18 protein-coding genes are annotated in these 21,509 nt (G+C 70.3%); 8 read left to right on the top strand and 10 right to left on the bottom strand.

All coding sequences use genetic code 11. The annotated features are described in order from the left end of the window. Positions 1 to 25 precede the first annotated feature (25 nt). The 4 genes from OG892_RS14915 to OG892_RS14930 all read left to right on the top strand — a co-directional run bounded on the left by OG892_RS14915 (position 26) and on the right by OG892_RS14930 (position 6,970). Positions 26 to 1,516 (top strand): LCP family protein, encoded by a 1,491-nt coding sequence (locus OG892_RS14915; protein WP_199884527.1) that lies wholly within the window; start codon positions 26 to 28, stop codon positions 1,514 to 1,516. 223 nt (positions 1,517 to 1,739) lie between these two features. Beyond that, positions 1,740 to 3,530 carry an LCP family protein gene (locus OG892_RS14920; RefSeq protein WP_328866843.1) on the top strand — a complete coding sequence of 597 codons (1,791 nt, stop codon included), beginning with the start codon at positions 1,740 to 1,742 and terminating at the stop codon, positions 3,528 to 3,530. Positions 3,531 to 3,579: 49 nt separating this feature from the next. Beyond that, entirely contained in the window at positions 3,580 to 5,298 is a 1,719-nt protein-coding gene (locus OG892_RS14925; RefSeq protein ID WP_371629404.1) for an LCP family protein, read from the top strand. Between the two features lie 307 nt (positions 5,299 to 5,605). After that, on the top strand, positions 5,606 to 6,970 hold the full coding sequence (locus tag OG892_RS14930) for an LCP family protein (protein ID WP_073738543.1): 1,365 nt from the start codon (positions 5,606 to 5,608) through the stop codon (positions 6,968 to 6,970). A 35-nt stretch (positions 6,971 to 7,005) separates the two neighbouring features. Here OG892_RS14930 and OG892_RS14935 read toward each other — a convergent pair whose 3' ends face one another. Next, entirely contained in the window at positions 7,006 to 7,554 is a 549-nt protein-coding gene (locus tag OG892_RS14935) for an acyl-CoA thioesterase (RefSeq protein WP_073738542.1), read from the bottom strand. A gap of 119 nt (positions 7,555 to 7,673) precedes the next feature. Here OG892_RS14935 and OG892_RS14940 point away from each other — a divergent pair, with 119 nt between their 5' ends. Continuing rightward, on the top strand, positions 7,674 to 8,987 hold the full coding sequence (locus OG892_RS14940; RefSeq protein WP_328866841.1) for an LCP family protein: 1,314 nt from the start codon (positions 7,674 to 7,676) through the stop codon (positions 8,985 to 8,987). Positions 8,988 to 9,078: 91 nt separating this feature from the next. Continuing rightward, positions 9,079 to 9,513: a VOC family protein gene (locus OG892_RS14945; protein ID WP_371629405.1), complete on the top strand. Its 435-nt coding sequence runs from the start codon at positions 9,079 to 9,081 to the stop codon at positions 9,511 to 9,513. Between the two features lie 129 nt (positions 9,514 to 9,642). On the opposite strand, the gene OG892_RS14950 is transcribed toward OG892_RS14945, so the two are convergent. Beyond that, a complete protein-coding gene (locus OG892_RS14950; RefSeq protein ID WP_371629406.1) occupies positions 9,643 to 10,449 on the bottom strand; it encodes a class I SAM-dependent methyltransferase in 807 nt (268 codons plus the stop codon). Then, positions 10,446 to 10,922: a hypothetical protein gene (locus OG892_RS14955; RefSeq protein ID WP_371631636.1), complete on the bottom strand. Its 477-nt coding sequence runs from the start codon at positions 10,920 to 10,922 to the stop codon at positions 10,446 to 10,448. The genes OG892_RS14950 and OG892_RS14955 overlap by 4 nt, the downstream gene beginning before the upstream one ends. A 176-nt stretch (positions 10,923 to 11,098) precedes the next feature. Here OG892_RS14955 and OG892_RS14960 point away from each other — a divergent pair, with 176 nt between their 5' ends. Continuing rightward, a complete protein-coding gene (locus OG892_RS14960; protein ID WP_371631637.1) occupies positions 11,099 to 12,250 on the top strand; it encodes an MFS transporter in 1,152 nt (383 codons plus the stop codon). Positions 12,251 to 12,256: 6 nt separating this feature from the next. Here OG892_RS14960 and OG892_RS14965 read toward each other — a convergent pair whose 3' ends face one another. The 5 genes from OG892_RS14965 to OG892_RS14985 all read right to left on the bottom strand — a co-directional run bounded on the left by OG892_RS14965 (position 12,257) and on the right by OG892_RS14985 (position 18,074). Then, positions 12,257 to 12,850: a GrpB family protein gene (locus OG892_RS14965; RefSeq protein WP_371629407.1), complete on the bottom strand. Its 594-nt coding sequence runs from the start codon at positions 12,848 to 12,850 to the stop codon at positions 12,257 to 12,259. 36 nt (positions 12,851 to 12,886) lie between these two features. Next, positions 12,887 to 13,342: a hypothetical protein gene (locus tag OG892_RS14970; protein WP_328866836.1), complete on the bottom strand. Its 456-nt coding sequence runs from the start codon at positions 13,340 to 13,342 to the stop codon at positions 12,887 to 12,889. A gap of 61 nt (positions 13,343 to 13,403) precedes the next feature. Further along, a complete protein-coding gene (locus OG892_RS14975; RefSeq protein ID WP_371629408.1) occupies positions 13,404 to 15,020 on the bottom strand; it encodes an ABC transporter substrate-binding protein in 1,617 nt (538 codons plus the stop codon). Positions 15,021 to 15,052: 32 nt separating this feature from the next. Next, on the bottom strand, positions 15,053 to 17,161 hold the full coding sequence (locus OG892_RS14980) for an ATP-binding protein (protein WP_371629409.1): 2,109 nt from the start codon (positions 17,159 to 17,161) through the stop codon (positions 15,053 to 15,055). Positions 17,162 to 17,246: 85 nt separating this feature from the next. Then, entirely contained in the window at positions 17,247 to 18,074 is an 828-nt protein-coding gene (locus tag OG892_RS14985; RefSeq protein ID WP_143195117.1) for a hypothetical protein, read from the bottom strand. A 643-nt stretch (positions 18,075 to 18,717) separates the two neighbouring features. Here OG892_RS14985 and OG892_RS14990 point away from each other — a divergent pair. Continuing rightward, complete coding sequence (locus OG892_RS14990) at positions 18,718 to 19,659, top strand: helix-turn-helix domain-containing protein (protein WP_328866833.1); 942 nt, start codon at positions 18,718 to 18,720, stop codon at positions 19,657 to 19,659. A gap of 112 nt (positions 19,660 to 19,771) precedes the next feature. On the opposite strand, the gene OG892_RS14995 is transcribed toward OG892_RS14990, so the two are convergent. Further along, on the bottom strand, positions 19,772 to 20,593 hold the full coding sequence (locus OG892_RS14995) for a hypothetical protein (protein ID WP_371629410.1): 822 nt from the start codon (positions 20,591 to 20,593) through the stop codon (positions 19,772 to 19,774). A 59-nt stretch (positions 20,594 to 20,652) separates the two neighbouring features. After that, positions 20,653 to 21,366: a hypothetical protein gene (locus OG892_RS15000; protein ID WP_371629411.1), complete on the bottom strand. Its 714-nt coding sequence runs from the start codon at positions 21,364 to 21,366 to the stop codon at positions 20,653 to 20,655. Positions 21,367 to 21,509: the final 143 nt, after the last annotated feature.

The raw sequence follows: 21,509 nt of genomic DNA on the forward strand, positions 1-21,509 counted from the left end.
CCCATCGCGCCGCCGAACGTGAAGGATGGACGCAGACGTGACCGAAAGTGCCGGCACTCCGGCCGACCCCGACGACTCGGCCGCGGGCGAGGACCAGACGCCGGACGGGTCGCCCGGCGCGGCGCCCGGCGAGAAGCCCGCGCCGGAGAACGCCTCTGAGGACATCCCCGCGAGCACCCCGGGCGGCGAGACCCGCAGCGGATCGGGCAACGGGCCGGGCGGCGGATCGGACAGCGGGTCCGGCGGCGGATCGGACAGCGGGCCCTCGGACGGACCGTCGCCCGAGGGCCCTCGATCCGGTCCGACCCTCGACATCACCGTCAAGCGCAAGCGGCACTGGCTGCGCTGGACCGCACTCGGGGCCTCGTTCGTCGTCCTCGTCGCGGCGGGCGCCGGCTGGTGGCTGTACAAGAAACTCGACGGCAACATCAAGACGGACACCTCCGCGGCCGCCGAGCTCAAGGCGTACGAGAAGGAGCGCCCGCCCTCCGTCGTCCACAACGCGGAGAACATCCTGCTCATCGGCTCCGACAGTCGGGCCGGGGACAACCGCAAGTACGGCCGCGACGACGGCGGCAGCCAGCGCTCGGACACCACGATCCTGCTGCACCTGGCCGCGAACCGGAAAAGCGCCACCGCGATGTCCATCCCGCGCGACCTGATGGCGAACATCCCGGCCTGCCACAAGGCGGACAAAACTGCCAGCAGACCGCAATTCGCCCAGTTCAACGGGGCTTTCGAGTTCGGTGGAACCGCCTGCACCATCCGTACCGTCGAAAAGATGACGGGTGTCCGCATCGACCACTACATGGTCGTCGACTTCAACGGCTTCAAGGACATGGTCGACGCGGTGGACGGCGTGGAGATCTGCCTCAAGGAACCGATCGACGACAGCGCCGCCCACCTCAAGCTCAAGGCGGGCCGCCAGAAGCTCAACGGCGAGCAGGCGCTCGGGTACGTACGGGTCCGCAAGTCGATCGGCAACGGCAGCGACACCGAACGGATGGACCGCCAGCAGCAGTTCCTGGGCGCGCTCGTCAACAAGGTGCAGAGCAACGGCGTACTCCTCAACCCGACCAGGCTCTATCCGGTCCTGGACGCGGCGACGAAGGCGCTGACCACGGACCCGGGCCTCGACACCCTGAAGGACCTGTACGACCTGGTACGCGGCATGCGCAACGTACCGACCGACAAGGTTCAGTTCCTGACCGTTCCCCGGCAGCCGTACTCCGCCAACCGAAATCGGGACGAACTGGTACAACCCGATGCGGACAGGCTCTTCAAACAACTGCGCGACGACAAGCCGCTCACGGTGGTTCCCGCAGATCAGCTCAACGGTGACGACGGCAAGAACACCGATCACGGGGAGAGTTCGGAACATTCACAGGATGAAGACAGCAACGGCCGGTCCGGCGAGCCCACGGACGGGGAATCGGGCGCGACAGGCGCCCCGGGACCCAGCCCCACGCCCACCTATTCGGGTAACAACGCCGCGACCGACCTGTGCAAGCAGTAAAGCAATTGCCAAGCAGCCATCAACGTTCGGCGTGCAATGGGAAGAATGCCCGGTTGTAAGGGCCGTGGAATATGTCACGCCCATCGCTCGGCGCCGAACCGGACGGATAGTGTGACGCGATCCGGTCGCTCCGGGCCCTCGGGCCGAGCACTTCCGGAGCGAAAGATTGAGCGCCTTTCGGGGGAGGCGCCTCGCGTGGCACCGACGGAGGACTCAAGCAACCGTGGATGCACAAGGCCGTGGGCGGGCGGAAGACATCGATCCCGCAGACCAATGGGTCCTCAACCCGGACACCGGCGATTACGAACTGCGACTGAACCAATCCGGAGGGGATTCGGGCGGCGGCCAGGCCCCTTCGGCGCCTCGCGGCGCCCGGCGCCCGGACGCCGGCCGTGAGAACACCGGCCGGCGACGGGAGTCCCCGCGCGACGCCGGGGGACGTGGCGCAGGACCCGGCCGCGAGGTGCCCAGGCAGGGCGGTCGCCGCTCTGCCCGCGGCCAGGAGGCCCGCGCCAAGGAGGGTCCGGGTTCGTCCTCGAACGAGAACGGCGCCGGCCGCCGCAAGCGCAAGGCCCCCAAGGCCCGCCGCAAGAAGGCACTGATCTGGACGGGCGGCGTGGTGGCCTTCCTGCTCGTCGGGGTCTCGGTCGGCGGTTACGCGCTGTACCAGCACTTCAACGGCAACCTGAACTCCGTGGACATCGGCGACGCCGGCAACAAGGACGTCGTCACCGCCGACGCGCCCCTCAACATATTGGTCATCGGCACGGACAAGCGGACCGGCAAGGGCAACGAGGGCTACGGCGACAAGGGCAGTACCGGCCATGCCGACACCAACATCCTGTTCCACGTCTCCGAGGACCGCACCAACGCCACCGCACTGAGCATCCCGCGCGACCTCATCACCAACATCCCGGAGTGCAAGTCGAGGCAGCCGGACGGCTCCGACAAGGTCATCCCGGGCACGGAGAACATCCGGTTCAACGTCAGCCTCGGCCAGTCCGGCCGCGACCCGGGCTGCACGATGGAGACGGTCAAGGAGCTCACCGGCCTCAAGGTCGACCACTTCATGATGGTCGACTTCAACGCGGTCAAGGAGCTGTCCACGGCGGTCGGCGGCGTCAACGTCTGCCTCGCGAGGCCGATCAAGGACGCGGACTCCCATCTCGACCTGTCGGCGGGCCCGCACAAAATCCAGGGCGAGGACGCGCTGGCGTTCGTACGGACCCGGCACGCCTTCGCCAACGGGAGCGACCTGGACCGGATCAAGGTCCAGCAGCAGTTCATCGGCTCGATGATCCGGCAGATGAAGTCGGACGACACCCTGACCAGTCCGACGAAGCTCTTCAAGCTGGCGGACTCGGCGACGAAGGCGCTGACCGTCGACAAGGCCATCGGCTCTGTGCCGAAGCTGACCACGCTCGCCAAGGAACTCACCAAGATCGACACGAAGAACATCTCGTTCGTGACGCTTCCGGTGATCGACAACCCGGCGGAGCCGAAGCCGATCACGGTCGTCGTGGACCCCGTGAAGGCGCCCCAGCTGTTCTCGATGATGCAGGCGGACACCTCGCTGACCGAGGTGGCCGCGCAGAAGAAGGCGGCCAAGGGCAAGCAGGACGCCCTCCTCAAGGGCACCAAGGCGGCGGCGGGCGACGTGCGCGTCGACGTCTACAACGGCGGCGAGATCGCCGGAGCCGCTCAGCAGACCGTGACCTGGCTGCAGAACGAGAAGGGCGTCCTCAAGTCCACCAACAAGGCCAACGCCCCGGCGAAGGCAGCCAAGACGACGCTTGAGTACGCCCCGAACCAGGCGGACCAGGCAAGGGCGCTCGCCGCGATGATGGGGCTCCCCGCATCGGCGCTCAAGAAGGGCACCACCGATGCCGAAGGGCTCCAGGCGATGGTCCTGACGCTGGGCAGGGACTTCAAGGGCGCGGGCACCCCGATCACCGGGCCGGCCAAGATCGACATTCCGAAGGCCAGTGCCGACAAGGCAGAGTGCGCCAAGTGACACCGGGTCACTGCGCGATATCGCGAGACTGAGCAGCAGGGGGGTCCCGGTGGGACGGAGCAGTACGCCAGGGGAGGGAACGCGACCACGGGTCCGGCATGCCGGTCAACTCGGCTGGGACGACGGTCTCTACGAGGACGGAAAGGGCGACGCCCCGACCTCCGACGACAGCGGGGACGATGCAGGCAGCGGTCGCTCCGAGGGGGGCGGGGGCGGCGGCCGCCGCGCCGCGGGCCGGGGCGGGAGCCGGGGCCGGCCCCACCGCGCCGGCAGGACGAAGAAGCGGCGCATACTCCGCTGGATCGCGTTCTCCCTCGCCTTCGTCATACTCGGCACCGGCGCGGCCGGTTACCTCTGGTACGAGCACCTCAACGGCAAGATCCGCAAAAGTGCGCGCAGCGCGGGCAACAGCGCGGCGGAGAAGACCGCGCCGAACGCCGCGGGCCAGACCCCGCTGAACATCCTGATGATCGGCTCCGACAGCCGCAACAGCAAGGAGAACCTCAAGCTCGGCGGCTCGAAGGAGAGCGTGGGCGGGACGCCGCTGGCCGACGTGCAGATGCTGCTCCACGTCTCGGCCGACCGGAAGAACGCCTCGGTCGTCAGCATCCCCCGCGACACCCGCGTCGACATCCCGGCGTGCAAGAACCCCGACACCGGCGAGAAGTTCGCCGCCACCAACGGCATCATCAACGAGACGCTGCGCGGCGGCGCCGGCTGCACCCTGGACACCTGGGAGAAGCTCACCGGGGTCTACATCGACCACTGGATGATGGTCGACTTCGCGGGTGTGGTGGACATGGCGGACGCCGTGGGCGGCGCCTGGGTGTGCGTCAAGCAGAACGTCAACGACGTGCCCAAGCCCGGTGTGCCCGGTGGCTCCCATCTGCGGCTGACGGCGGGCAAGCACAAGATCAAGGGCGAGGACGCGCTGAAGTGGCTGCGCACCCGGCACGCCTTCGCGAGCGACATCGGCCGGTCCCAGGCGCAGCACATGTACCTGAACTCGGTCCTGCGTGAGCTGAAGAGCCAGAACGCGTTCACGGACTCCGGCAAGCTGTTGAACCTCGCGGAGACCGCCGTCGACTCGCTCCAGGTCTCCGACGAGATCGGCACGGTGAAGAAGCTGTTCGACCTCGGCATGCAGCTGAAGAACGTGCCGCTGGACAAGATGAACATGCTGACGATGCCGCGGATCCAGGACCCAGAGGACCCCGACGCCCACGTGCTGCCGAAGCCGGGTTCCGCGGACAAGCTCTGGGCGCTGATCCGGGACGACGAGTCGCTCGACCCCAAGGACCGCGCCAAGGCGAAGAAGAAGACGCCGGCCGGACCGAAGGCCGGCGCTCCCGCCTCCCTCGGGGTGACGGTCGTCAACGGCACCTCAGGCGACGGCCAGGCTCCCACCCAGGGCCGTGCCGGGCAAGTCCAGGAACTGCTGAAGGCCAAGGGCTTCACCGAGGCGGACACCTCGACCGATCCCGGCTCCGCGCGGACGACCGAGGTGACCTACCCGAAGAGCTCCGGTGCCCAGGGCAGGTCGGACGCGCTGTCGGTCGCCAAGGCGCTGTCGATGCCGACGAGCGCCGTGAAGGAGACCCCGGACGGGGCCGGCCTGACGCTCACGGTCGGCTCGGACTGGCGGACGGGTTCCACGTTCCCGAAGGCCGCGGCGGACGACAGCGATCCGCTGGCGGACACCGAGTCGGTCAACGGCGCCAAGTCGAACGAGTGCATGGACGTGTACTGGCCGTACCGCCAGATGTGACGGACGCGCGGGACACGAATGGGGGGGCGCCCGGAGTACCGGGCGCCCCCCCACCACGACCGGATGGCCGGAAGCTTCGGCAGTATTCGGCCGTCTCGTTACCGCGAATGGGGGAACCCGGAGCGCGCCGCCGGGTTGCGGGCCGGGATGCAGATCGTATGGGCCTACCGTGCGACAGGTCCCCCTTGCACCGCGGAGGTGTCCCCCCGTGCCCACGCCGCACCGCTCCCCCCGTCCGCCCCGGCCCCGCGCCGCTCCCCCGCAGCGCCGACGGCCCAGAAAGCAGGACGAGAGACCACGCTGGGGCATGCGGATGGCGACCGGTCTCTCCGTGCTGGTCCTCGGGGCCGGCGGCATCGGCCATGCCGTCGTGACCAACCTGGAGAACGGGATCGACCGGATCGACCCGTTCAAGGACATGAAGAACCGGCCCTCGGGCGGTCACGGCATGAACCTGCTGCTGGTCGGCACCGACGGACGCGACAAGATCACCAAGGAGGAGAAGGCGAAGTACCGGCTGGGCGGTGCGCCCTGCCACTGCACCGACACGATCATGCTGGTGCATCTGTCGGCGGACAAGAAGCGGGCCAGCATCGTCAGCCTGCCGCGCGACAGCTACGCCGAGATCCCCGAGCACCGGGACCAGACCACCGGCGAGGAGCACGCGGCCCATCCGGTGAAACTGAACGCCGCCTACGCAGAGGGCGGGCCCAGTCTGACCGTGCGGACCGTCGAGCACATGACGGGCGTCAAGGTCGACCACTATCTGGAGGTCGACTTCACCAGCTTCATGACGACGGTCGACACCCTGGGCGGGGTGCGGATCTGCACCACCCGGCCGATGAAGGACTCCTACACGGGTCTCGATCTCGCGGCGGGCACCCATGAGCTGGACGGTGGCCAGGCGCTCCAGTACGTACGCTCCCGGCACATCGACGGCGCCGCCGACCTGGGCCGGATGCAGCGCCAGCAGAAGTTCATGGCCTCGCTGATCAAGCAGGCGACCAGCAGCGGGGTACTGCTGAACCCGGTGAAGTTCCGCGAGGTCGCCTCGACGATGCTGAAGTCGGTACGGGCCGACAGGGGATTCGGTACGCAGCAGATGCTGGACCTCGGCCAGGCGATGCGGGGCTTCTCCGCCGCCTCGTCGGAGTTCACCTCGGTGCCGATGAGCAATGTCGCCTTCCCGGTCAAGGGCATCGGCTCGACGGTGAAATGGGACCCGAAGAAGTCGAAGCAGCTCTTCCAGGCACTGCGCGAGGACAAGCCGCTCACCGTGAAGCGGCCCGAGCAGGCACCGGCGAAGAAGGTGGACGTGCCGCCGCAGCAGATCCGGGTGCAGGTCTACAACGGGACCCCGAAGGACGGCCTCGGCTCCACGGTCGACGCCGCGCTGCACGGCACCGGCTTCGACACCACCCGGGCCCCGCTCAACGGGGAGCAGCGCGATCTCAAGCACACCCTGGTCACCTACGACCCGCGCTGGGACCGGTCCGCGAAGTCCCTGGCGGCGGCGCTGCCGGGGGCGGAGCTGAAGCCGGTGACGGGCCAGGGCCCCACGATGAAGGTGACCGCGGGCACGGACTACGCCAAGGTGGAGCGGGTCCGGGCCGAGGAGCCCGATCCGAGCAGGTTCGGGGCCGTCACGGGCGACGAGGTGACGTGCCCGTGAGGGCCCGTACGTAACAAGCTTGCGAGCCCCGGTCCTCAGTCCTCGATGCCGTCGGCGGCGCGCTTCTCGCGCAGTTCCCTGATCGCGCGGCGCCGGGCCAGCCGGTGCGTACGGCGGATCTGCGCCTCCTGGTAGCGCCGGTTGTCGCGCTCGGTCTCCGGGATGACCTGCGGTACGGCGCGGGGGCGGCCGTCCGCGTCGACCGCCGCGAACACCAGGTAGGCGCTGCCGACCTGCTGCGCCGGGGTCGACTCGTTCCACCGCTCGGCCATGACGCGGACGCCGACCTCCATCGAGGAGCGGCCGGTCCAGTTCACCTGGGCGCGGACGTGAACAAGGTCACCCACGCGGACCGGCTCCAGGAAGACCATCTCGTCCATCGAGGCCGTCACGGCGGGGCCGCCGGAGTGCCGGCCCGCCACGGCGCCCGCCGCGTCGTCGACCAGCTTCATGATCACGCCGCCGTGCACCGTCCCCAGCAGGTTCGTGTCGCTGCCGGTCATGATGTGGCTGAGGGTGGTCCGGGAGGCCGCGGTCGGCTTGCCCGGAATGTCGCCCTCCGGGCGCGGGGCCTGATCTGTCATGCCCTCCACCTTATGCGGGGGCTTCGGGCCCGTCGCAATGCATCAGCTTCGCAACAGCCCTGGTCCGATTTCCCTTACACCCTGTAATAGCAGTGGGCCCGGCCTGCACACTGGACGGCATGAACGATTGGCCCGAGGGCTGGAACGACGACAACCGCGGCGGCAACCGCTACGGGCAGGGAAGCGCGAGCGACCGGCCCGAGAGCGCCCGCGCGATGCCGCACGTCCAGCGCCCCGTCCCGCCCCAGCAGCCCGCTCCCTCGCAGCGGCGCCCCGCGCCGCCGAGACAGCGGCAGGTACCGCAGCAGCCCGGCGGCTACGACGAAGGGCCGCAGTACGACAGCGGCTACAACACGGGCCAGGTCTACGGCGGTGGCGGCCAGGGCGGCGGGCACGGCGGCCAGGGCGGCGGACCGGGCGACGGCGGATACGTCCAGGGCCGGCCGGCGGCCGCGCCGGACTGGCGGCGCCGGATCAAGATCGGCGCGCTGGTCCTGGTGGTCGTGGTGCTCGGTGTGTCCATCGGCACGTACTTCTGGGCCGACTCCAAGCTGAAGCGCGACGTCGACCTCTCCAAGGTCATCGAGCGGCCGAAGGCGGGCGACGGCACGAACTACCTGATCGTCGGCTCCGACAGCCGCGAGGGCATGACGGCCGAGGACAAGAAGAAGCTCCACACCGGCTCCGCCGAGGGCAAGCGGACCGACTCGATGATGATCCTGCACGACGGCGGCGACGGCCCGACGCTGGTCTCGCTGCCGCGTGACTCGAACGTCGAGATCCCGTCGTTCGTCGGTTCCGAGTCCGGCAAGAAGTACGAGGGCAAGGGCCGCACGACCAAGCTGAACGCCGCGTACGCCGAGGACGGGCCCGAACTGCTCGTCCGTACCGTCGAGTTCAACACCGGTCTGCACATCGACCACTACGTCGAGATCGGCTTCGGCGGCTTCGCCCAGATCGTGGACGCGATCGGCGGGGTCGAGCTCGACATCCCCAAGGCCTTCAAGGACAAGAACTCCGGCGCCGACTTCAAGGCGGGCAAGCAGACGCTGAACGGCGAGCAGTCCCTCGCCTTCGTCCGCACCCGGTACGCCTTCGCGGCCAGCGACCTGGACCGTACGAAGAACCAGCAGAAGTTCCTCGCGGCGCTGGCGAACCAGACGGCGACGCCGTCCACGATCCTCAACCCGTTCAAGCTGTACCCGACGATGGGCGCCGGCCTGGACACCCTGGTCGTCGACAAGGACATGTCCCTCTGGGACCTGGGCCAGATGTTCTTCGCCATGAAGGGCGTCACGGGCGGCGACGGCAAGTCGATGAACATGCCGATCTCCGGCTCCACGGGCGGCAACCTGGTCTGGGACAAGGCCAAGGTCAAGCAGCTGGTCGAGCAGCTCAACAACGACGAGAAGGTCACGGTCTCGGACAACTGAGACGGTCACACCCCGACGGCCACACCCGACGGTCCCGCCCTGCCCGGCGGGACCGTTCGGCGTTCCGCCGGACAGCCTCTAGGGTGAACCGATGCCAGCGATAAAGCAGTTCCAGGTCACCTTCGACTGCGCGGACCCCGAGCGCGTCGCCCGTTTCTGGTGCGAGGTGCTGGGGTACGTCGCCCCTTCGCCGCCGGAGGGGTTCGCCACGTGGGACGAGTTCAACAGCACGCAGCCGGCCGAGAGCAGGGGCGCGTGGTTCGCGTGTTCCGACCCCTCTGGGGTGGGCCCGCGACTCTTCTTCCAGCGCGTCCCCGAGGGCAAGGCCGTCAAGAACCGGGTGCATCTCGATGTACGGGTCGGCACCGGGCTGGTGGGGGAAGAGCGCCTCGCCGCACTTGAGTCCGAGTGCGTACGCCTGGTCGCGCTCGGCGCGGTCCGCGGGCAACTCCTGCGGGCCGACGGCGAGAACGAGTCGTGCCAGCCGATGCAGGACGTCGAGGGCAACGAGTTCTGCCTCGACTGAACCGGCCGTACTCAGCCCGTCCGGCGATCGAGGACAAGCGGCCACCGGGCGCAACCCGCCCCCTTCCGCACCGGCCACCACGCCACCGGTTCCGTCCTCAAACGCCGGACGGGCTGACGCGGCTCGGCGCTACACCTTCCCCTGGGCCAGCAGGGCGATATGCGGCAGGGCCAACTCGCCGTCCTCCGAGGCGAATTCCTTGCACAGCACGTCGTACTCGCGCTTCGCAGCCGCCGCCCCCTCCGGGCCCCGGCTGTTGACCAGCTGCCCGACCGCGGCGACTCCGGCGGCGGGGCCGGCCCACCAGTCCTCCGCGTCCGTGCGGTGGTCCCAGGACAGCGGCTCGCTCCGTACGTCCCCGAGCCCGGCCGCCGTGAGCAGGGCCGCGAGGCCCGGGGCGGTGCGCGGGAAGTTGTGCTCCTCGTCGACCGTGGCCAGCCAGTCGGGCCGCACCAGTCCGGCCGCCTCCGCGGCCCGTCCGACCAGCCGCTGGCCGGAGCCCCCCGGCACCTGCCAGATGGTGGCGGCGACCCTGCCCCCGGAGCGGGTGATCCGGCGGAGCTCGACGAGCGCGTCCAGCGGCCGGCCCACGTGGTTGAGCACGAAGTTCGCCACGACCGCGTCGAACTCGCCGTCGGGGTAAGGGAGCTGGGGCAGCGACCCGTTGCGCACCTCCACCCCGGGCGCCGCCTTCCGGGTGATCGCGACCATGCCGGGTTCGGCGTCCACGGCCCGTACGACCGCGCCCCGGCCGACGGCGGCGACCGTCACGGTGCCGCTGCCGCACCCCACATCGAGCAGCCGGGTCCCGGATCCCACGGCGGCGGCGTCCAGCAGGGCGGGCACCGTACGGGCGCAGAGCCGGGCGAAGGTCCGGGCGTAGCTCTCGGCCCGCCCGTCCCAGATCCGGCGCTCACTCACGTCGAACGCGGTCATGCGATACCTCCGGTCGGGCCTTGCGGCTCCACTTCGTCCAGATCCTCGTGGAGCGCGTCCAGAACCCGCCCCGTGCGCCGCCCCTCCGGCGACAGTTCGGCCAGGCACCAGCCGGGCAGCCGGGCCTCTGTCCCGGGCGGCAGATCGCCGTCCGCCGGTCCGGCCAGTCCCTGGAGCAGACCGAACGCGGTGTCCTTCGCGATCTCCCGGGCTATCTCGCCCAGTTCGTCCTGGGTCAGCCCGAGCCGCAGGGCCCGGCCGACGGCCGCGGCCGCGGGCCCGTCCTCCCGGTAGGCCCCGACCCAGCCGGGCGCCGCCGCACTCCAGGCGTCGATGTCCTGCCAGACCATGCGCAGGAACCGGAACCGGGCCAGCTGAGGAAGGTTCTCCTCGGCCTCCGACTCCGCCCAGCCCGCCGCGTCGTCGGCACCCAGCGCCTCGAACAGGCCGATCAGCTCCGGCAGCTCGGGCAGCTCGTCGATGTCCGTCATGGGTAGGGAAGGTACGCCACCGGCCCCGGGGCGGCGGAACCGCACCCGCCCCGGGTCTTACGTTCGGACCGGGCGGCGTTCGCCTTGTCTGGCACACTGTTCGAGTGATCGTCGAGCTCGCCGGAAGGCAGCGAGGGCCGGCGGTGCTCGCCGCACTGATGCTGGCCGCGTTCACGTTCAACACGGCGGAGAACCTGCCGGTCGGCCTCCTGGAGCTCATCGCCGAGGGCCTGCACGTGTCCCTGCCGTCGGTCGGCTACCTGGTCACCGGTTACGGCGTGACGGTCGCCGTCGCGTCCTTGCCGCTGGCCCACTTCACCCGGACGCTGCCCAGGCGCCATGTGCTCACGGGGCTGCTGGCCGCGCTCGTGGCGTCCAGCCTGGTAGCGGCCATGGCCGGTTCGTACGGGACTCTGCTCGCGGCCCGGCTGTTCACGGCACTCGCCCAGGCGCTGTTCTGGGCGGTGATGGGGCCGGTCGCGGTGGGCCTGTTCCGGCCCGGGGTCCGGGGGCGGGTGGTCGGGGCACTGTCCGTGGCCGGTTCGCTCGCCCTGGTGCTCGGGGTGCCCGCCGGTACGTGGCTGGGCCGGCAGAGCGGCTGGCAGGTGCCGGTCGCGGTGCCGGCGGCCCTGGGGTCCGTCTCCCTGGTGACGATCGCCGTGCTGCTGCCGACCTCCCGCCCGGAGGAGGGGCACGCGGCGTACGGGAGCGCGCCCGACGCGCGCCGGTTCGGCACGGTGCTGGCGGCCGGGGTCCTCTCCGCCACCGGGGCGTTCGCGGGGTACACGTACGTCGTGAAGTTCCTGGGCGACGTGGGCGGGTTCTCCGGGAGCGCGGTCAACGTCCTGCTCGTGGCGTTCGGCGTCGCGTGCCTGGCCGGGGTGAGCGTCACCGGAGTGCTGCTGGACCGCTTCCCGCAGTCCGTGCTGGCCGGTGCCGTCGCCACGCAGGCGGTGGGCATGCTCGGCCTGTACGCGACCGGCGGCAGCCCGGTGGCGGCGGTGGTGTTCCTGGCCCTGACGGGCGCCGCGCTCGGGCCGGTGTTCATGGCCACCCAGAACGAGATGCTGCACTGCGCCCCCGGCCGTACGGACATGGCTCTGGCGGCCAACTCCGGTGGCTACAACGCCGGTATCGCGTCGGGCGCCGCGCTCGGCGGACTGGTCCTGACGCACGCCGACGTACGGGGCACCTTCCTCATGGGCGGCCTGCTGACGGTCGCGTCCTGCGCGGTCCTGCTGGGCGAACGGCTGCTGCCCAGGGGCGCTGCCGGGAAGTCGCGCCCCGGGGCAGGGGCGACGCGCGGCTGACAGGCCCTACGGCCGCCAGCCGGTCGCCGCCGCCCAGGGCTCCGCCACGGTGACCACCAGGTCCACCACCGGGTCCTTGACGTCCGCGTACGTCCCCGTGTCCGCGACCGCACCGGCCAGGGTCCGCTTGAAGGCCGCGTAGGCGGGCACCGCCTCCGGGTGGGCCCGGAACCAGTCGCGGAAGAGCAGCGCCAGCCGCTCGTTGGGCGAACCGGCCACCCTCACATGGAGGTTGACGTCCTCGCCCCCAGCGCCCGAGCCGCCCCGGCGTACCCACAGCCGCTTGCCCCAGCGCGCCGGGTCGTCGAAGGAACCGGCGGGCACGTGGTCGCGCTCGTACGGCGAACGCCCGAAACCGAGCCCGGTCAGCGGCCGCTCGAAGGCGAGGGCCGCCGCCGCGAGATCCTCGACGCTCGCCTGGAGGTCGAAGACGGGTTTGGCGGCCATGCCGGGGATGGCGGTGGAGCCGATGTGCTCGATACGCAGGGCCAACGGGCCCATGACGGAGCGCAGTTCGTCGGACAGGGCGCGGCCCCGGTGCTCCCAGGCAGGGTCGGCGGGGGCGAGTACGGGGCGTTCTGAGGCCGTGTCGGGGGTCATCCGGCCGAGTCTAGGAGACCGCCGGGAGGCCCCGCCTCAGCCGCGCGTGCTGCGGACGAGCCAGGGGCTGAGCATGGTGCGGGCGATGAGCTCCTTGTACGTCTCGTCCCCGGGCAGCGCCACGACGAGCCAGCGGCCGGCCGGGAAGCGCTTGGCCTTCACGTGGGCCGTCCCGCCGTACACGGAGCGCAGGAACGCGGGTACGGAGTCGCGGGGGATGTCGTTGAACTCCACCCCCTCGACGGTGATCTTCGCGTCGTCCTCGGGAAACACCTGAACGGTGACCACGGGCGTACCGCCCAGTTCGACGAACGCCTCGTGCGGCAGCGCCCCGCCCGCGTCGAGCACGGCGAAGGCGCCCGCGGAGGCACGCCGGGAGGTCTGGTCCGCACCGATGTCGTCGGTGACCGTCATCTCCAGCTCGTACGCGCGCGCGACCTCGCGGACGGCGGCGACGGCGGCCTCTGTGGTCGGCAGGTGTGGGTGTCCCATGCCGTCGATCATGCCTCAGCGGGAACGTACGACGCGAGGTCCGCCCGCGCCCCGCGGCGCCTCAGGGGCAGGAGCCGTCGAAGTTGTCCTCGTAGGTGCGGTAGACCCGGTCGGGCTTCTTGTCCTTGCCGTCCTTGCCGGCGGGGGCTGCGGCCGGGGGGTACTCGATGACGGGCACGGGCTTGCAGACGGCCCACTTCCGGGTGTCGGGGGAATCGTCGAAACCGAAGGTGCCGCTGGCTCCGCGCATACAGTTCACGCAGCTCGCGCCCTTGTCGGTCCCCAGGATGTTCATGTTGACGACGGTGTTGTACACGTCGTCGTGGCTGGGCAGCTCGACGGCCCCCGGCTTCTTCTTGCGGTCTCCGCCCTTCCCCTCTCCCTCTTTGCCGTTGATGTCGTCGTACGCCCGGTCGGTGGCCTGGGCGAGCACGGTGAAGGCGTCGTGGTACATCACCGCATAGCCGTCGTCCAGGGGCTTCGCACCCCATGCCGGGTGCGAAGTCGGCATGGTCTTGCGGAGCTTCTCGAACTGCTCCAGGAAGCCCTGGGGCCCGGCCGGGAGCTGCGCGGGGTCCTTCCAGGACAGGGTGTCGACCGAGGCCGCGCCGACGAGGGTGATCCGGGCGGCACGCAGGTGCGCGGTGATCTCCGTCCCGGTCGACTCGGGGTCCATGCCGATCCCCACCTTGAGGATGCGGGTGGGCATGGTGTGGCTGCAGGAGGGCTCGCTCGCCAGCTGGTTCACCAGATGCGGCAGGTCGTGATCGCGGCCCGCGAAGAAGACCGTGTCCGCCTTGGTCAGGCAGATGCTCCGGGCCACGTCGGCGAAGCGCTGGGGGACGCCCTTGTCGTCACCGATGAGCCCCAGGTAGGACGCCTGGCGCTGCTTCAGCCCGTACTTCTTGCCGAAGTGCTTGAGGAAGACGTCCCGCAGGTCGGTGGAGTAGCTGTCCTGCTCCCGCCGGTCGGAGACCAGGAAGCCGGTGGCGCCCCCCGGGTTCTTCTCCAGGTACGACCCCAGCGCCCGCACCAGGAGGTCGTTGGAGGGTGAGGTCTTGAAGAAGTACCCGGCCTGCATCGTGGTCGACGTGAGTATCGGGCCGATCGTCGGAATCCGGTGCGCGGAAAGGGCCTTGGCCGCCGCGAGGGTGTCCGGGGTGCTGTTGGGCATACCGAAGACGCCGACCAGCGGTGACTCCTTGTCGGCGGCCATCGGCGCGAGCCGCTCGACGACGGGCCCCCAGTGGTCGAGGTCCTTCCCGTCGTTGGCCAGCAGCAGCTGGTACCGGGGCCCGGCCTGCGCGTTGGCCCGGAGCTGTGCCACATGGGCACCGGCCAGCGCACGGGCGATCTGCGCCGCACTCATGGAGCTGGTGGCGTCCGTGGTGAACGGCATCATCAGGGCGACGCGCACGTAGGGGATGTGCGCCTCGCCGTTCTCCGGGTCCTTCCAGCCCTTCTCGACGCGGGCGTTCTCGTCCGCCACATCGCGTATCAGGCCGTCCAGTTCGGGGTCGCCGTCCAAGGCCCCCGCGGTGACGCCGACACATTCCTTCGCCGCTTCCTCGAAGCCGTCACCGCATTTCTCCGGCAGCGCCCGTACGACCACGAAGGCGGCTGCCGCAAGCAGCACGACGACCACGACCAGGGCGATGGCCCTGTCTCCCGGGCCCATGGCCCGGATTCTGAAACGCTCCAGCACCGTTCTCACTCCTCGCCGCGGAGAGGGCCGCGTCCGTAGTCGGGTCCGTGCGTCGGGCAGGGCCGCCGCTCGCGTACGGCGGCCGGCCAGGAGCGGGCCGCCTCGTTGAGCAGCGCCCGGCCCGACGGATGACGCATCGACAGGAAAGCCAGCTCGGAGCCGATGTCCTGGCACAGGTCGTCCATCGGTTCCGCGTACGTCTCGGACAGGTACCAGAGGGCGTGCAGCAGCCGGTTGACGGACCGGTGGATGTCGTCGGCCTCCGCGTACAGGTGGTCGTGGGCGCCCCGGGCGATCTCGGCACGGTGGTCGGTCCACAGGGCCCGGGGCGGGTGCGGGGCCGAGGCGATACGGGGCAGGGCGTCGAGCCAGCGGCCGGCCGGCCAGCTCCCGAAGTACTCCGTCAGCCTGCTCACCACCGGTTCCGCGTCCCCGACGGCGAGCACGTGCCGCAGGACGTCCTCCTCGTGGCCGGCTCCGCGCTCCTCGTGGTGCTGCCGCAACAGGCCGTGCAGGTCCGCCCAGCGCCGTCCCGGCCCGGCCTCCGCGCACGCCCGGCGGGCCTCGTGGACCAGGAGGGCCCGCAGGAAGGGGTCGGCCACGAATCCCGCCTGCGCACCGGGCCCGTCCCCGCCCGCTGCCTCCTCCCCGTCCCGCGGACCGTCGGTCCAGTGCTCCTCCTCCAGGTACCGGGCCGCGGTGGGGAGCCCCGCGCCGGGGAGTCCGCCGTCGGCGAGCACCGCCGCCGTGCTCAGGACCTGTGCGGCGGCCCGGTCACGCGCCAGGGCGAGCGGCGCCAGATGGGCGCGCAGCTGGGGCTGGGGGACGAGCCGCTCCAGGAGCACCTCACCCGCGGGCCTGCCCTCCCCGACGGGCAGGTCGAGCAGGGTCTCGGGGTCGACGGCCTGCCCGGCGCGGACGACCGCCTCGCACAGCACCCGGCTGCCCTGGGGGTGCCCACGGGTGAGGGAGTACAGGGCGGACGGCAGATGGCGGGGCAGCGGCACCTGGGCCGCGTCGAGCATCAGCAGCAGGTCCGCGCGGCCCAGCGGGGACAGCGCGACCGTGAGCAGTCCGGCCGAGGGCGAAGAGGCCACGGCGCGCTCCCAGCCGGACTCGTGGGTGAGCTCGGGCAGTACCCGGGCCGTCGCGTCCGGGTAGCGGGCCGCGTCGTCGCCCAGCCGGGTCGCCACCACGACCAGGGGGTCCGGGACCTCGGATCCGGGCGCGGCCCGGTGGTCGAGCACCAGACCGAGGAAGCGCCGCCCGGCCTCGGTGTGCGCGTTGTCCAACAGGACCAGCGGCCGGGGCGCCCGGTTGACCCGCTGCCACCGCCCGTAGGCGTCGGCGAGGTCTTCGAGGAAGGCCGCGATCAGCGTGCGCTCGACGGCGTCCTGGAAGTCGCCGCCCTGGTGGAAGCGCAGGCTCAGCCGGATCAGGGCGGCCTCCCCGTCCTCCGAGCCGTTGGACCGGCTCCGGTACCACTGTTGCACCGACTTTCCGGCGCGGGCCCGCGCGTGCCGCCCGAAGTACTGCTGGACGACCGCCTCGGTGACGGGCGCCAGATCGTGCTGGCGCCGGTCCGGGTCCGCGAGGCGCTCACTGACGTCGTACGTCCAGTCCGTACCGTCCCCCTCGGCTCCCTCCGCCCCCTTCGCCAGGCCGCAGGCGACGAGCAGCCGCGCGATCCGGTCACGGGCCAGCGCCTGCTGCTCCTCGTCGCCCCGGTGCCAGCTGGATACGGCGAACAGCCCCGGCAGCAGCCGCGAGAAGCGGAGCCGCACGGCTCCCGGTACCGGCGGCGCGAGTCCGCAGGCCAGTTGCTCCAGGATCTCGACCACCGCGGAGGTGTTGGCCGTCGCCGGGCCGGGCCGGTGGGCCTGTTCGACCTGCGCGGCATCCACCCTTCCGAGCGGAATCCGCCCTCGGTAGGACGCGTCCAGGGCGTCGAGGACCGCGGTCCTGCCCATTCCGTGGCTGCCGGAGAGCAGCGTCAGGGGAAGGTCGCCCCGGTGCTCCTGGGGCACCAGTTCCCGCCGGTCCGGCGCCATGCCGACCAGGCGGGGAACCAGCCCCCGCACGATCGGATCCCGTGCGTACAAAGGCGTCCGCATCGCCCATCCCCCCGTTCCGCCGTCCTGCTCCGTCCTGCTCCGTCCGGTGCGGACCCCGCCCGCGTGTCCGCTGCCCCCGCCCGTGTCAGCCGCCGAGCATCCTGCCCAGTGCCTGGCCGACCGCGTCCATGAGGAGCTGCCGGCCGACCGTGTCGGGAGCGGAAGTCAGGCAGCCCCGAATCCGTTCCATCAGGCCGCGCTGCCGGTCCGGGGGCGGCTCGTCGTCGGGGACACCGCCGCCCGCCAGCGCGTTCGCGCTCCTCAGCAGGTCCGCGAGTGCCTCCGGATCGAGATCGAGTGCCGGCGCCAGCTCCGTGATGAGGCTGGCCAGACCGGCGGGCTGGAGCGCGGTGTGCATCTCGATGGAGGTGTGCACGCTGTGGTCGGAGTCGCCCTGGGTGAGGTTCTCGATCGTCCCGGCCTCTATGTGGGTGTGCTGGGCGGGCCGACGGTACTCACGCTGCTGTGCCACGTACGCCCCGATGTCCGTGACGCCGGCGAGCACGACCGCGACGCCCTGCGAGGTGAGCGCCACGTGTGAGCCGACATCGTGGTGGAACGGCGGCCCCTCGCAGGTGATCAGCTCTTCGTCGGCCAGGTAGGTGAGGGCTCGGGCGACCTCGCTCCGGGAGAGGGCGTCGCCGAGGAAGAAGACGTCCGGCGAATCGAGGAAGCCGCTGATCCGCAACGGCTGCCGGTGCGTGTTGGCGTGGATCCAGTGCAGTACGGCCCGCGCCGCGTGGCGGGTCCGCTCGGCGGCGTTCGCCCGCAGGGCCTGGAGCCAACGGGCTCGCTCCGCCCCGGCGGCCCGCAGAGTGACCACGGGAGCCCCGGTCACCGCCCCCGGCCCGCCGACCGTCTCGATCAGCTCCTCGGCACACAGGTGGTCGACGAGAAGCCTCACCGCGCTCATGGGGATGCTCTGGAGAGCGCCGAACCCCGCACAGGAGACGTGCCGGTGCAGCGCACCCTCCGCCCTGTCCCAGACCCACAGCAGAAGGCGGGGACCGTACCTGTCGACGTATGCGTCAAGGACGTCGTGGCCGGGTAACGCCGGTATGGGATCTGACACAGACAAGGTCCTGTTCCTACTTGTTCTTCAACGGCTCAGCTGCCGCACCTACCCCAGCTTCATCCCCTCAATCAGCTTCGGCCCATGTGAGTGCGCGTCAACTTCGTTACAAAAAAAGGAATTGACGGCTCACACGCCGGTCCCGAGCAGAACGGTCCGGGCGGAACCCGGCCTCGTACCGTGCCCGATTCCACCGGGTCGTGGCCGCCCACGACCTACGCGGCCACGACCCGGTGAGCCGCGACGCGGCGACCCACGACGTCTAAAGGCTTTTAAAGAACCAAGGGAAATAAACCCACCAAACCCAACCCCACCCCCGCCCGAAGTCCCGTCACTCGCGCGGGTGACAAATGGCAACCTAGCTGGATTTGGGACGGGTTGGCTGGCATATGCTCGCCGCGACAACCACAGACATGAGACGGCCCCCGGCGAGACGACAATCTCGACCGAGGGCCTGACCAACGAGGAAGAAGCAACCTTCCCGATGGATACCCCGCAGATTACCGCGCCCTCGTACGCCCAGCCCGGCGGTCCCCCCGGCCCCAACGACGGGCCGCGCGGCGTCACACCGACATCCGGTGTCATTCACGTCAACACCCGCCACGTCTCCGGCTTCACGGTCATCGGCAACCACCTCGCCCAGCACCACGAGCTCTCCCTCGTCGCGATCGGGCTGGCCGCGCACATCCAGTCGCTGCCCGCCGGGGCGAAGGTCGGCATCAAGGTGCTCACCGACCGCTTCCCGGAGAGCGAGGCCCGTATCGCCGCCGCCTTACGGGAGTTGGAGGCGAAGGGCTACCTGCACCGCAGCCGCGTACGCCTTCCCGAGGGCCGAGTGGTGACCCGGACGGTCTCGTACAACCAGCCGGGCAGCACCGACGTCTCGAAAACCCCCGCACCACGGCCCCGACCCGCTGCCCCACCGCAAGCGGCACCCCCGAACCCCGTACAGCCGCCCGCTCCCGCTCCCGCCCCCGCACCCGCACCCGCACCCGCTCCCACCGCAGCGCCGTCCTCGCCCCTCCCCCATCCCCACGCGCCCACCGAGGGTCTGCACCGGACGGCTGCCACCCTGCTGGCCGACCTGCGCCGCCGCGCACCCGAGCTCACGCTCTCCGAGGGTGACATCCGCGCACTCACCCCGGGGGTCGCCACCTGGCTCGAACGCGACGCCCACCCCGACACCATCCGGCACGCCCTCACCGCCGACCTCCCCGTCCCCCTGAAACACCCGGCGAAGCTGCTCCGGCACCGGATCACCACCCGCCTCCCGGCACCGCTCCCCGGCACCGCGGACCTCACCGCGCCCCGCCGCAAGGTCGTCGTCATCCCGCTCCAGAACTGCGAGACCTGCGAGCGCGCCTTCCGGGCCACGGAACCGGGGCACTGCCGCGACTGCCGGACCGATCTCCCGGAGGCCGCCTAGCAGGAACGGGACGCCCCTTGCCTCCGGGCACAGACGAGGAGCGCATGCCGGTTATCGCGGCCGGCATCTCGCTGCCGTCCTGGTGGGCCTGCGAGGAGGCACTTCCGTACCGTCAGAAGCGGTCGATCTCGTAGATCTTCTGGCCCGTGGACGAGTAGACCTGTGCATGGTCGGCGGTGTCGAAAGCGACCTTGTACGTGGCTTCGTTCGGACTCTGGGTCACTACGAGTGTGTAGCGGTCATCGGCGTCCGGGGTACTGGACATGGTGCAGGTCATCGGGCCGCCGATGTCCAGCGGGGCACCGTTGTCGTAGTAGAAGCCCGAACATCTACCGTCCTCGCCGAAGACCTTGGGGCTGGAGGAGCCGGAGGTCTTCCAGTTGCCGACCATGGCCGCCGAGCCGGACTTTTCTTCGCCGCCGGACGAAGCGGTGAGCGCCCGGATGCCGAAAAAGGCTGCGCCGAGCACCACGACGATCGTGATGACTGAGATCAGCGGGTTCTGCACGACCTTGTTGATGATCTTGGTATTGGCTTTGATGTTGCCAAAGGTGGGGCCCGTAATGGCGGCTCCACCAGCCTGAACGCTACTTGACGGTCCATTGGTTGCCGCGGTGGTGCCGTCGCCGCCCGCCTGCGACGAGACAATGGCCTCCAGGGCCGCCGCGAACCGGGGGTCATGGTCTGCCGCGTCCTGGAGAGCGGTCTCGGCACGCGTACGCGCCGAAGGGGTGGGGTCACCGTTCTGCTGCGACTCGGACACCAGCCGCTGGATTGCCGGGTCCGTGCCCAACTTGGCTTCCACGACATCCCACAGCCGCTGCGTGGTCAGCTCCAGCGCGCGGTCCGTGACCCCGTTGAGCTCCCTCCCCGCTCTTCGCGCCTTTCCCGCTGCCCACGCGATCAGCATTCCGACCACGACTTCCATGCCCATGTGTTGTCCTTCTGCCAGTGATCAAGATGACGCCGGTGGCACGTTGAAGCCCTGGGCTGCTACTTCGCTTCGACGGTGTAGGCGCAGTCCTCGTCGTACAGGGTCGAGGCCGGCACGAAGGCGGAGTCCTTGCTGACGACATCGCACCCGACGTTGTCCACCGTCACGCTGATGGACTTCCACGGCCCGGAGTCGCCGAATCCGTCGGGGCTGTTCGGAGTGATCTCTGTTTCGAACAGGCCCTGCGCGGTGATCGGTCCCTTCGCGTCGCTGTGCACGTACGTGGTAACGGACTCCTGGTTTCCGTCGCAAAGGCTCATGTCGTCCGCGTCGACGGAAACGGTCTGTTGGGAGGCCTCCGGCCAGGTGAAGCCCTTGACCGTTCTGGGGGTCAGCTCAGTGGTGATCGCCACCAGGGCACGTTGCACACTGTCACCCGGTATGTAGGCGGCGCACTGCTCCTCCATGCCCGGCGGAGTGACACCGGCCTCGTAGATGACGTGCGGCGCGATGGTCACCTTGAGCGTCGCCTGGTAGCCGTCGTGGTTCGTGATGTTCAGGACCAGCTTCCGCCCGGCGGCCGGGACCGGTGACTCGGACGACGTCGAGGGCGAAGGTGACACCGGTGGAGCGGCGGGCGTGGACCCGGCCGCGGTGGACGACGACTCCGGCGTGCTGTTTGCGCTGTCGGCCGGCTCCTGCGTCGAGCCGCAGGCCGCGACGGGTAACAGGCAGGTGAACAGAGCTCCGGCAGCCAGCCAAGTTCTGGGCATGTGAGATCCCCATATCTGAGTCATCGGAGGAGGAGCATGAAATGCGCAGCCAAGGCCGTAAACGATGCTTGTTTTGCCTGGAGTTCAGTACTTCATACGGTCTGTGGAAGCTGAAAGCTAGCACCTGGACGCAGCAATAGATG

This window comes from Streptomyces sp. NBC_00341 (genome assembly GCF_041435055.1).
Lineage (GTDB): Bacteria > Actinomycetota > Actinomycetes > Streptomycetales > Streptomycetaceae > Streptomyces.

Coding starts and splice junctions, on each gene's coding strand:
- OG892_RS14980 (WP_371629409.1), bottom strand. CDS start 17,161: ATGCGGACGCCTTTGTACGCACGGGATCCGATCGTGCGGGGGCTGGTT.
- OG892_RS14965 (WP_371629407.1), bottom strand. CDS start 12,850: ATGACCCCCGACACGGCCTCAGAACGCCCCGTACTCGCCCCCGCCGAC.
- OG892_RS14990 (WP_328866833.1), top strand. CDS start 18,718: ATGGATACCCCGCAGATTACCGCGCCCTCGTACGCCCAGCCCGGCGGT.
- OG892_RS14975 (WP_371629408.1), bottom strand. CDS start 15,020: ATGGGCCCGGGAGACAGGGCCATCGCCCTGGTCGTGGTCGTCGTGCTG.
- OG892_RS14915 (WP_199884527.1), top strand. CDS start 26: ATGGACGCAGACGTGACCGAAAGTGCCGGCACTCCGGCCGACCCCGAC.
- OG892_RS14995 (WP_371629410.1), bottom strand. CDS start 20,593: ATGGGCATGGAAGTCGTGGTCGGAATGCTGATCGCGTGGGCAGCGGGA.
- OG892_RS14985 (WP_143195117.1), bottom strand. CDS start 18,074: ATGAGCGCGGTGAGGCTTCTCGTCGACCACCTGTGTGCCGAGGAGCTG.
- OG892_RS14930 (WP_073738543.1), top strand. CDS start 5,606: ATGCGGATGGCGACCGGTCTCTCCGTGCTGGTCCTCGGGGCCGGCGGC.
- OG892_RS14960 (WP_371631637.1), top strand. CDS start 11,099: ATGCTGGCCGCGTTCACGTTCAACACGGCGGAGAACCTGCCGGTCGGC.
- OG892_RS14945 (WP_371629405.1), top strand. CDS start 9,079: ATGCCAGCGATAAAGCAGTTCCAGGTCACCTTCGACTGCGCGGACCCC.
- OG892_RS14970 (WP_328866836.1), bottom strand. CDS start 13,342: ATGGGACACCCACACCTGCCGACCACAGAGGCCGCCGTCGCCGCCGTC.
- OG892_RS14935 (WP_073738542.1), bottom strand. CDS start 7,554: ATGACAGATCAGGCCCCGCGCCCGGAGGGCGACATTCCGGGCAAGCCG.
- OG892_RS14940 (WP_328866841.1), top strand. CDS start 7,674: ATGAACGATTGGCCCGAGGGCTGGAACGACGACAACCGCGGCGGCAAC.
- OG892_RS15000 (WP_371629411.1), bottom strand. CDS start 21,366: ATGCCCAGAACTTGGCTGGCTGCCGGAGCTCTGTTCACCTGCCTGTTA.
- OG892_RS14950 (WP_371629406.1), bottom strand. CDS start 10,449: ATGACCGCGTTCGACGTGAGTGAGCGCCGGATCTGGGACGGGCGGGCC.